This window comes from Emticicia sp. (assembly GCF_049241225.1).
Taxonomy (GTDB): domain Bacteria; phylum Bacteroidota; class Bacteroidia; order Cytophagales; family Spirosomataceae; genus Emticicia.
Genome location: NZ_JBMLRC010000113.1, coordinates 18,272 through 30,220, shown reverse-complemented (window position 1 = coordinate 30,220; position 11,949 = coordinate 18,272). Strand labels below are relative to the sequence as shown.

Here is an 11,949-nt window from a genome sequence, read left to right as displayed (position 1 = left end):
ACTTACTCCGACCCTTTGGTGAAAATTGCCATCAGGATTTTTGAACAACGAAGAAACTTTATCGAAAAATTTCTACCAATTTTTAAGAAACACTATCAAATTCTCGGTGAAGGGCGTGAAGAAGTAGAAATTATTTATGAGTCAGAAGTGGCCAGTGGAGATTTTGTGAAAGAATTTAGATTAAATCGACAAACTGACGTAAAAGCCCAACGCACCACCAAAGGTATTCATAAAGACGATTACGTTTTTGAAATCGACCGTTATCCTGTCAAGAAATTTGGCTCGCAGGGGCAACAAAAATCATTTGTGATGGCTCTCCGATTAGCACAATTTGAGATGCTGGAGGAATTGAGAGAAGTAAAACCCATTTTACTGTTAGATGACATTTTCGATAAACTCGACGACCGCCGAATTCAGAAACTCATAGAAAGTATTGATAATCAGACTTTTGGACAGGTTTTTATTTCGGATGCCCGCCCCGAACGAACCGAAAAAATTCTGGAAAATGTAAAGGCTGAGATAAATTATATTCGTACAAAATAGCTTTTTTCTCGTCTCAAAAATCAACTTTAAAGTTCAAAATAGGTACAATTGGCAGGGCGTAATTATAGTAAATTTGCTTTGTTGTGCTATTGTAGCGTTGTTGAATTTTGTTTTTTCGGTTCGTAACATTCTGTAAATCAGCACTCAGCGTCCATGTTGCACCCATTTTATTGATTTTATAGGCAATTCCCAAATCAATTCGCCAATAATCGGGTAGGCGAGGCACATACGCTTGCGTAGCGTCGGTAACGGTCGTAATTCTCTTGATTGATTCTGCCAAATTTATTGGAATGTACCGATTCCCGCCTCGCCACATTAATCGGCTATTTATCACAAAGAAATGTTGTTTTTCTCGGCCAAGCGGAAACTCCTTTCCTGCCAACGCATTTCCTGCATACGTATTATTAAAAACCGTATTTCTCCACTGATTGTCCCTTGCTTTAAATTTCGACTCGAATAATGAGCCTGTGAGCAAAAAATAATATCCTTTGGCAAAATACCGCTCTAAAGTTAGCTCCAAACCTCGGTTTTCGCCCAGACCATCATTTGCAAGCACTGTTGTTGTCAGACCCGATGAAGAATTGAGCATCGAAAAGAAGTTTTTGCGGTTTGAATCAACAGGCACTTCAAATAATTTCTGATAATAACCTTCAATTTTCAGGCGAGTATTTTCTCCCATACTGCGGTCGTAGCTAATCACATAATGAGCGGCACGAGTCATGCCCAGATTACGGTTGGGTTGCACGAAGATTTCGCCCGTTCTACGGCGTTTGTAGAGATATAAAGAAATTGGTTCAAGCCGACTGTGAAGTCCAAAACCAGCACTGAGCGTTTGTTTTTCATCAATTTGATAACGCAACCCAAAACGTGGTTCGATGGTCTGATTATCATTCAATAGAAAACGGTTGAAATGTACGCCGCCCGTAATGCTCAATTTCTGAGAGAGATTATATTTTGCTTGACTATAAGCCTGAATAAACTGCGTAGCATCGTTTTCGGTAAGGTAATTTACTAACCTGTTTCGGGCATTATCTCGGCGGTCTTCGTTTAGTTTGTAACCTAATCGACTGATGATAAGCCCTGTACGAATTGTGCCACGAGAATTTATCTTATAATTATAGAGTGTCGAAAAGCGAAGATTATTATAAGCATATAGGTTCTGATTGGTCGTTACCCAAGTTGTATTATTGATAAAATTCTCTTGAAATGACTTGTTAGATTCGTCTGAGGCCGATAAAACGGAATAAAAATATCCTTTACTACCCGTCGAAATTTTATGGCTTAGGCCGCTTACGCCCATTTGGTTACGTTCGTTTGCTCTGAAGGTTGTGCCATTATCGTCCGAGAAATTTAGGCCACCAACGCCCCAAAGCGAAAATGTTCCTGCTTTTTTTGTAGGTAGGTTTACCGTAAAATTCATGTCTCGGTAAGCAGGTTTAAATCCACCCGTTTCGATGGCCAGTAGCCCTGATTTGAGTAGAAGTTCGAGCGTAGAATAGCGAAAATTAAAACGATATGAAGCTCCATTCTTAGAAATTGGCCCTTCGGCGGCAGCTTCTAAACCAATGACACTTAGTTGACCCATAAATTCGTGTTTTTGGTCGTTTCCTCTTCGTAGTTTTAAATCAAAAACACCCGAAGTGGCATTTCCATACTCGGCAGGAAAAGCTCCCGTTAGAAAATCAGAATTTGCCAAACTTCCACTATTTATCATGCTGATGATTCCACTCGTTGAGCCTTGTCCATCGCCAAAATGATTAGGATTTGGTATTTCTACTCCCTCCAACCGCCAAAGTAAACCTTTGGGAGAATTTCCTCTGATAACGATTTCGTTATTTTGGTCATTGCCAGCCGATGTAACGCCTGCAAAAGCCATTGCCATACGTGCGGGGTCGGCATATCCGCCTGCGTAGCGGTTGCTTTCCTGCACCGTAAATTGCCTGCCACTTACGATGGCGAGTTCGTTTAAGGTTTTTTCTTTGCTTTGTTCGGCCTTTACGACAATTTCTTTCAAAAATTGTGGACTTTCGGTCATTTCTATTGTCAGAATCAACTCTTTTCCGCTACCAATTTCGAGCGTTGGTAAGGTACGTTTATCATAGCCAATCATAGAAAAGGTAAGCGAATAACGCCCGATTGGTAGCTTTTCAAAGCGGAAATTGCCTTCGTTGTCAGTAGTAGTGCCTTTGTTTGATGGTGAAATAATGACCGAAACCGCCGGTATAGGTTGTTGAGTTTCCTTATCTAAAACTCTTCCTCGAAGATTTTGGGTAGGGGTTTGGGCGGCCCCTGAAATGATTGTAGCAAAAAATATAATAGGTATAAAAATCCTGATTTTCATCTAAAAAGGTTTATTCATGAAGGTTTAGGTTTTTAAAATTAGTATAACTTCTCGAAACTTGATTTTTATATGATAAAAAATGCACGGACCGTTAAATAAAAACTCTTTTGAAAAGGATTTGCTATCAATTATGTTTGATTAGAAAATACGAGAAATAGTATTTGTTCATTAACTACTGCTGTAAAATTACACATACCATTCAAGAATATAAATAAATCTTGAATGCTTGCTTCCTCAATCACTATTTACAAAAAACTTTATTTAGAACACAATTTTTGCTGTTGTTAGGGCTTTGCCATGGAATTTCTCTAACAGTAGTATTTTCTAAAAATTACCCAAATTTTCATAATCATTAGCGTTTGTCATTGGCTTGTAGCTGACGACCTAGGTTTTTATTTTCTAAATTTTAAATAAATAAAATTATGCTAAACACAGATCCATCGGCAATTGCTAACACAGAAATAGTAGCAGCCGAAATAAATCAATTAGACGAAAACTTTGTTGACCCGTCGGTTTTTAATCCGTTTCATGGTGAGGCAGATTCACCACAAGAAGAGGACATAAATCAAGCAGGTATTCCACCCATTATTCCAACTCCAATTCCAATTGCTCGACACCGTGTGAGTGGAAGATATAGAGGAAAGTTGGGTGTATTTGAGCTCGAACTTAGGATAGATGTTGATGGAAATAGACCCCTCAATAAAGTAAGTGGCGACTTCTTTCAATTTGTAGGAGCTACTAAAAATTATTTTGGGTCATTTGTTATCTCTAGCCCTTCGATAATATATGGGTCAAGCTTAGTAAAAATAGAAGGAATGTCAACAGGAACCTTTGCTACAGGTTATCCGTACATAAAAATTTCTATTCCACGAAACCTAATTTTTTCACCACAAGCCGATGCCACGCTTACGTTTTTTGCAAGTGCAGCGGGTGCAGCAGGTGCGACCTACATAAATAAGTTCGAATCTCGTTTTTTTAGAACCGTTCAATACGAACAAGATAGAGTGGCTGGTATTACATCATTCACATCATATAATACAGGATCATTAACTTCTGGCGGTGCAGCCCGAAATCTGTCTGTAACTAGTGCTTATGCCGAATGTGGAATAGAAATGCTGAATACTGGCGGAACAAATATTGTCTCAACAGCTCCGATTGGTGCATCTTGGAGTAATAGTGAATTACATGCAGCTATGGTAAATAATTTTACGTCGTGGAGCGACCAGCCGGCTTGGCGAGTTTGGCTTTTAGAGGCGATGCTGCATGATTTAGGGGCGGGTCTTTACGGAATTATGTTTGATCAACAGGGCAAACAGCGACAAGGATGTGCAGTTTTTCACACTGGCATTGGCGGAACAAGTGCTCAACAGCAAAGACTACAACTTTATACGTATGTACACGAATTAGGGCATAGTTTTAACCTATTACATTCGTGGCAAAAAAGCCTGGGTACACCATCAATACCGAATCGTAATAATTCTTTATCTTGGATGAATTATCCTTGGAATAGTGCATTTGGTTCTCCAGCTAACTTCTGGAATAACTTTGCCTTCCAGTTTGATAATGAAGAGGTTATCCATTTACGCCATGCTTTCCGAAATAATGTAATTATGGGAGGAAGTAATTTTGCGGTTGGCTCCGGACTACACAACCATGCTGATTTGTCTGATTTTCAAGATGCTATTGAAGATAATTCGGGTCTAAATCTTCGTATCGAAACCCGAAGTTCGTATGCTTTTGGAGAGCCAGTTGTGGTTGATTTGAAACTATCTACGTATGATATGCGTGGAAAAACAGTGAATGCTCGCCTTCATCCGAACTTTGATTTTGTACGAATAGCCATTCAAAAACCTAATAAAGAAACAGTAGTTTATGAGCCACTCATGGAGCATTTGGCTTTGGCAGATGTGCAGACCCTGAATGCCGAAAATCCTGCTATTTATGAAAGTGCCTACATTGGCTACGGAAAAGGTGGATTTTCATTCGACCAAGTGGGTTTTTATACGATTAAAGCGGTTTACTTAGCTTTAGATGGTAGTCCAGTTGTTTCAAATGAAGTGACATTGCGAGTGAAATCGCCAGTAACGGCAGGTGAAGATGAAATCGCAGACTTGTATTTTGGAGCCGACCAAGGTCATCTGTTTTATTTCTTAGGCTCAGATTCGACAAGTCTAAAAAATGGTAACGCTGCCCTTGACTTAGTATTAGATAAATACGCCAAAAATAGTTTATCTTCTTATGCAGCCTTGGTCAAAGGCATCAATGCGGGTAGAAGTTTCAAAACAGTTCTCCCTGAGAAAGTTATTGAAGTTCGGCCAAGTGATGAGTCTTTGAATCAAACAATGCTAAGCCAAGTTGTGAAGCAATCGAAGGGCAATGATGGTGTTGATAATATTACGCTAAATATGGCAATGCGAAACATGGCTACTTGTCAGAAAGAAGCAGGAAATGAGCAAGCAGCCAAAGAAATAATGCAAGATATGGTTGGCATATTTGAAAAGAAAGGCTTGAAAACGGCTGTAATTGATGAAATAAAAACTCAAGCAGCAATAACAATTTAGTAGATGAATAGTGGAAATAGGTGATTACGTATTACAGTAGTCACCTATTTCTGTTATTTTTTACTCCTCCCAAGCCCAATCAATTCGGTGTTTCATATCTTTGATTGACATGCCGTTGGCTTTGAAATAGCTTCTGATTTCGTCAACTTTATCGTATTGTTGAGCGGCTTTATATTCTCGGTAAAGATTCAACATACCATTCAGAACTGCATCTGAGTTTTCGGCTTTTTCTTCTTTCAAACCTAAGATTCCTTCAATGAAAAGTACAAACTTATCTTTTAGCTCATTGAAAGTTTCTTCTCCGATAGCGGCTGGTTGCAACTGGTTCATGTAAATCATGTTTACATATTTCAGTAAATTGAATAATTGTGCAATCGCAACTGCGGTATTCAAATCATCGTTCATGGCATCATAAAATGCAACGATTGATTTTTCGATGTCTTGTTTTTTCTTCTCGTCAGTGGCAACTTCGGCTGGCTCAAATGTAAGTGTTTTCGCAATTCTAAGACCATTTGTCAATCTTCTGAAGCCTTTTTGTGCTGCTTTTAGGGCATCGTTCGAGAAATCAAGCGTGCTTCTGTACTGCGATTGTAGCATGAAGAAACGCACCGTCATTGGGCTGTATGCTTGTTCGAGCAAAGCGTGGCTTCCTGCGAAAAGTTCGGCTGGAAGAAACGAATTCCCCAAAGATTTCGACATCTTTTGTCCGTTTACGGTAAGCATATTTGAGTGCATCCAATATTTTACAGGCTCTTTGCCCGTGATGCCCACACCTTGTGCAATTTCGCATTCGTGGTGCGGGAATTTTAAATCCATTCCACCACCGTGAATATCGAACTGAGCCCCTAAGTACTTGGTACTCATGCAAGTACATTCTAAGTGCCAACCCGGAAAGCCCATTCCCCAAGGACTTTGCCATTGCATGATGTGTTCGGGACTGGCTTTTTTCCAAATCGCAAAATCAAGCGGATTGCGTTTTTCGGCTTGTCCATCCAACTCACGTGTTTCATTCAGCAGGTCTTCCAAGATTCTACCCGAAAGTTTGCCATATTCGTGTCCGCCTTCGTTATATTTATTAATATCAAAATAAACCGAACCATTCGATTCGTAAGCTAAACCTTTTTCTATCAAGGTCTTAACAGCCTCAATCTGCTCGATTAAGTGACCAGTAGCCGTTGGTTCGATGCTTGGTGGCAAAAAGTTGAACTGCTCCAAAACCGTGTGAAAATCGTTGGTATAGCGTTGTACTATTTCCATTGGTTCGAGTTTTTCGAGCTTGGCCATTTTGCCGATTTTATCTTCTCCTTCGTCGCCATCGCCTACTAAGTGACCAACATCGGTAATATTACGTACATAACGCACTTTATAGCCAATGTGCGTAAGATAACGATAAAGTACATCGAAAGTCATAAACGTGCGGACATTGCCTAAGTGAACATTATTGTAAACCGTTGGCCCACAAACGTACATTCCTACATGGTTGGGTGTGATGGACTTAAATTCTTCTTTTTGACGAGTTAGCGTATTATAAATTTTCAGATTTTGCATAGAAATTTAATGAGTGAATGAGTGAATGAGCGAATGTGTGAATTTTTTTTCACTAACGATTCTATCAAAACTCTTTGTTTTCGAGAAAAAATAAATGGAATTGACTAATTTTTGAAGAATTAGCGTAATGCGATTACCGACAACAACAACATCGAAAGGCAGACGTATGAGACATTACTTGGGTGTTTTTTACAAAATTACAGAACATATACGAAAACATAGCAGGATTTATAAGATTTTTAGAATCGAATGGTTTATCACTTGATTTTTTGCGATTAAAAACCTTACTTTAAGGATATTAACTCAACACTAAAACCTTGCCATGTCATCAAACCTCAGCCCATCAAACGAACAAAAACTTCAAAAAAGCCTTACACCAACTTTGCTCTGGGGCTTGGGCGTTGGCTATGTTATTTCAGGAATGTATTTCGGTTGGAATCTCGGTCTTGAAAAAGGCGGTACGTTTGGAATGGCCATCGCAACTTTCTTTGTAATTATTTTATATATTACTTTTTCGTTGAGTTATGCCGAATTGGCCTGTGCTATTCCGCAAGCGGGTGGTGCTTTCGATTACGCTAATCGAGCTTTAGGAAAAAAATGGGGTTTTTTGGCAGGAATGGCTCAGAATATTGAATTTTTGTTTGCTCCGCCTGCTATTGCGGTTGGAATTGGGGCTTATTTCAATGCGGTTTTTCCGCAACTTTCTATTTTAGGAGTGGCCATTGGGGCGTATCTGGTTTTTACTTTGCTCAATATACTCGGCACAAAACTCGCCTCAGCATTTGAACTGATTATCACGATTTTAGCGGTTTTGGGTTTGATTATTTTTTGGTATTTCACTTTTCCGAAATTTGAAGCGAAAAACTTATTGACTAATAATTTGCCGAATGGTTGGAGTGGAGCTTTTGCGGCTTTACCGTTTGCGATTTGGTTTTTTCTGGGAATTGAAGGTTTGGCAAATGTGGCCGAAGAATCGAATAATCCACAAAAAGATATTACGTGGGGATTTGGCTCAGCAATGGCCACTTTGGTGGTTTTGTGTGTGCTGACTTTCATTACGGCTGTCGGAATAAACGGCTGGGAATCAATCGTTTACAAAGCCGACGGAAGCGTAACAGACTCACCCTTACCGATGGCTATGAGCAAAATTATGAGCGATACGAGCGGGGTTTATCAATTGATAGTTGGCATTGGCACTTGCGGACTCATTGCGTCGTTTCATGGCTTAGTTTTGGCGGCAGGAAGAGCAACTTTTGAGTTTGGTAGGGTAGGAAATGCTCCAAAATTTATGGGCAATGTTCACCCAAAATTCAAAACTCCTGCCAACGCTTTACTGTTGAACATGGTTTTCGGAATTGTGGCACTTTTGAGCAATTCAACTGCCGATATTATTATTCTTTCGGCTTTTGGTGCTTTGACAATGTATATTTTTTCGATGGTTTCGTTATTGGTTTTACGCAAAAAAGAACCTAAACTTAAACGTCCTTTTCAAGTACCGTTTTATCCAATTTCACCAATTATTGCTTTAGTTATAGCTTCAGTGGCTTTGGTAGCTATGATTATTTATAATTTCAATCTTTCGCTGGTTTTCTTCGGAATTTTGATTGGTAGTTTTATCATTGCAAAAATGCTTAAAACTGATTGGGAATAACCAGCTTTAAGCAAGAACTGAAAGCTATTTTCGTAGTTGATAAAACTTCATTGGAGCATTATTGATGCCGCAGAGCAGTTTATCGCCCGCAAAAGCTATGTTTTTAACATCGCCACGAAGATTTAAGCCCGATTTTGATTGTGGTACGAACTCAAAAACTCCTTTTCCTTTGTTTACAAATACCTGTCCGTGATTGGCGTCTAAATTACCGATTCGTACTCGCATTTTTGAATTATTACCTGCTAAAAGTAAATCGGGTAATTTATCGTTGTTGATGTCTTTTAGGCTGATAGCGTTCACCATCGAAAACTGAGCTTGAACAGGAAGTTTCATAAAACTCAATTCTCCACCTTGATTCAGCAAAACACCCGAAGCCAATTCATGGATTTTGTTAGTGAAAGAATCTTTTTCATCTAAAAAAGTCAGAATATCGCTCGTTTGGGCTTCTGAAAAGGATTGATAGTTGGTATATTTTTTTCGGACATTAGGCAATTGAGCCGCCAGTTCATCTAAACTGTAAGCTGGGTGACTTTTACCTTGGATGTAGTAAGACATTATCGGGTCGATGAGTCCATTTCCATCAAAATCCTTTACCGTTTGCGTAAAAGGCTCACTGACCGAAGCTTTGTATTGAGAATTTAGCCCCAGATTGCCCAAAACAAGGTCTTGGTCACCATCGTTGTCGAGGTCAGCGGCTTCGATGCTTTGCCAAAAACCATTCAGGTTTGGTAATTCTTTTTTCTGAAAACCACCTTTTTGATTCATCAGTAGCGTTACGGGAATCCACTCGCCAACTAAGGCAAGGTCTTTTAGTCCATCTTTGTTTATATCAATAGCCACGGCATCGGTTACAACACCAAGTTTGGTGAAAACTTCGTTGGGAACTTCTTTAAAAACACCTTTTTCGTTGAGTAAAAACGAGCAAGGATTATAAGCAGGATAATTGTGCGGAACTACATAACCCGTCAGAAATAAGTCTAAATCTCCATCATTATCGGCATCGAACGGCACAACTTTACTTTTTGAATTACGAATTGGCGGAAGTCTGTCTTCTGACTTGGTGAAGTTTCCTTTGCCATCATTCAGATAGAGGCGGTCTTGGAGCAGAAAATCATCAACCAAATATTCATATCCTCCACTTACTACGTAGAGGTCTTGGTCGCCATCTTGGTCGGCATCAAAGAATGCGGCATCGGCATCCGTACAAAGTTCGTTTTGTTTAAAATCGGCTTGTTCTTTTTCGCTGAAAGTTCCCGCTTTATCTTGCAAAAGTATTTTTCCTTTGAAACCTTTTCCTCCACCCAAAAATACATCTTCCAATTTATCGCCATTGACATCGCCAACTGCCAAAGCGGGGCCTTGATACGAGTACATTTGTGGTAAAAGTACTTGTCGGCTAAAATCATTTAAGGGCATTTGTCCGTGACTAAAAGCTACGTTTTGAAATTCATCAAAGTACTTATTTGGCTCAATGCTTGGCTGAAACTCTACGCCTTTTTGATAATTTATCGTACAGATTTTATTAACCGCAAGATTGGTAATGAGTTGCGTAGAATTATCATTCCAGACGATTCGGACGCTATCAATTTTCTGATTTTTGCCTAAGCCAAAATGTAATGGAGCAACCACACTACTCTGAAAGCCACGAAGATTCGAAGCTTCGATGTATTGTTTCAAACCTCCCGAATAGGCATATATTTTTGTGCCTTCTATGCTCTGGTTATTCTTTTTTAAGCTAATCGAAACAAAATTTTGTGGGTCGTTTTCTTGTTGAAGGTTTTTGTAAATACTGGCTTCTTCGTTCATGTTATTAACAATCAGTTCGAGGTCGCCATCATTGTCTAAATCGGCGTAAATTGCTCCGTGAGAATTGACAGGGTGTTCGATTCCCCAATCTTTGGTCAGATTCGAGAATGTCAAATCGCCATTATTCTTGAAAATATAGTTTGAGTTGAGCGAAGAAGGCATCTCTTTGATAATCTCTAAGATACTTTTCTCACCGCTATTTTTTTGGTCGGCATAATACTTCATGAAATCCATGTTGGTATAATCACGCAGATAACCGTTGGTAACGAATAAATCTTTGTAGCCATCATTGTCATAATCGGCAAAAAGAGCTGACCAGCTCCAATCAGTATTTGAAACGCCTGATACTTGCCCGATTTCGCTGAAAGTTCCGTCACCGTTGTTCATTTGAAGCATATTTCGCATGATTTCGGGGTGAAAACCATTTTTCAACATTGATAAATACGCCTCATAATTATCGGGGCCAAAGAGGAGTTTTTGACGTTTATTATCTTCGGGAAGCATATCAAGCGTGAAGATGTCGGGCAGCAAATCATTATTGAAATCGGCCACATCATTTCCCATCGAATAGTAGCTTGTGTGGTCAGTCATTTGGGCGATGTTATCGCTAAATGTGCCATTTTTATTATTGATATACAGATAATCTGATTCGATATAGTCGTTGGAAACATAAATATCTGGCCAATTATCATTGTTGAGGTCGGCAATATGAAGTCCCAATCCAAAACCAATCGGATTTCCTTTGATTCCTGCTTCAACCGAAACATCAACAAATTTCCCGCCTTCATTTTTGAGTAATTTATCGCCTGCCAGTGAATCTCGCATGGCATGAACCGCCTGCACATCAAAGCGGTTAAAATCTTTTACATTATGATTCATGACGTAGGCATCTAAATCGCCATCTTTGTCATAATCAAAAAATGCTGTTTGTGTGGTGTAGCCGTTGCAATCAAGGCCAAATTCGGCCGCTTTTTCTGTAAACGTTAAGTTTTTATTATTGATATAAAGCTTATTTTTTCTAAGAGCAGGATTATCAATATTGCCCGAAACCGATACATAAATATCATTCCAGCCATCGTTGTTGATATCAACCACCGAAACGCCAGTTTTCCATTCTCCGTTATAGCCAATTCCTGCCGACTCCGTGATATCTTCAAACTTCAAAGATTCTCCACCTTTATTGATGTACAGTTTATCGCTCGCAAGATTTGCAGTAAAATATAAATCAAGCAAACCATCATTATTGAAGTCGGCCGCTGCGACGCCCCCTCCATTATAGAAATACTCGTATTCAAGTACATTGAGGGTTTCACTTTCTTCTATTTTATTAATGAAAGTTACGCCCGTTTTGGCTGAGCTAAGTTTATCGAATTTCTTGTTTTTTGAAGAGCAAGAAGCTAAAATCGCCATGCTGGCGATAGCTATAATTTTTACAGAAAGAAAATAACGATTCATACGTAACAAAATATTTCTGGTTTGCTTAAAATGAAAGAAACGGA

Annotated in this window: 6 protein-coding genes; 3 read left to right on the top strand and 3 right to left on the bottom strand. The window is 39.2% G+C overall.

The genetic code is table 11. From position 1 onward, the window contains the following. Window positions 1–543 (top strand): DNA replication/repair protein RecF (locus ACOVO2_RS07050; protein ID WP_421769292.1); only part of this gene is annotated, 543 nt, incomplete at its 5' end. A gap of 13 nt (window positions 544–556) precedes the next feature. On the opposite strand, the gene ACOVO2_RS07045 is transcribed toward ACOVO2_RS07050, so the two are convergent. Beyond that, the gene (locus ACOVO2_RS07045; RefSeq protein WP_421769291.1) at window positions 557–2,884 is read right to left on the bottom strand and encodes a carboxypeptidase-like regulatory domain-containing protein; all 2,328 of its coding nucleotides are present in this window, start codon (window positions 2,882–2,884) and stop codon (window positions 557–559) included. Between the two features lie 422 nt (window positions 2,885–3,306). On the opposite strand from ACOVO2_RS07045, the gene ACOVO2_RS07040 reads away from it, so the two are divergent. Beyond that, the gene (locus ACOVO2_RS07040) at window positions 3,307–5,445 is read left to right on the top strand and encodes a hypothetical protein (RefSeq protein ID WP_421769290.1); all 2,139 of its coding nucleotides are present in this window, start codon (window positions 3,307–3,309) and stop codon (window positions 5,443–5,445) included. Window positions 5,446–5,505: 60 nt separating this feature from the next. Here ACOVO2_RS07040 and cysS read toward each other — a convergent pair whose 3' ends face one another. After that, window positions 5,506–6,993 carry a cysteine--tRNA ligase gene (cysS, locus tag ACOVO2_RS07035; RefSeq protein ID WP_421769289.1) on the bottom strand — a complete coding sequence of 496 codons (1,488 nt, stop codon included), beginning with the start codon at window positions 6,991–6,993 and terminating at the stop codon, window positions 5,506–5,508. Between the two features lie 322 nt (window positions 6,994–7,315). On the opposite strand from cysS, the gene eat reads away from it, so the two are divergent. Next, a complete protein-coding gene (eat, locus tag ACOVO2_RS07030; RefSeq protein ID WP_421769288.1) occupies window positions 7,316–8,644 on the top strand; it encodes an ethanolamine permease in 1,329 nt (442 codons plus the stop codon). Between the two features lie 24 nt (window positions 8,645–8,668). On the opposite strand, the gene ACOVO2_RS07025 is transcribed toward eat, so the two are convergent. Continuing rightward, window positions 8,669–11,905 (bottom strand): VCBS repeat-containing protein, encoded by a 3,237-nt coding sequence (locus ACOVO2_RS07025; RefSeq protein WP_421769287.1) that lies wholly within the window; start codon window positions 11,903–11,905, stop codon window positions 8,669–8,671. Between the last annotated feature and the right edge of the window lie 44 nt (window positions 11,906–11,949).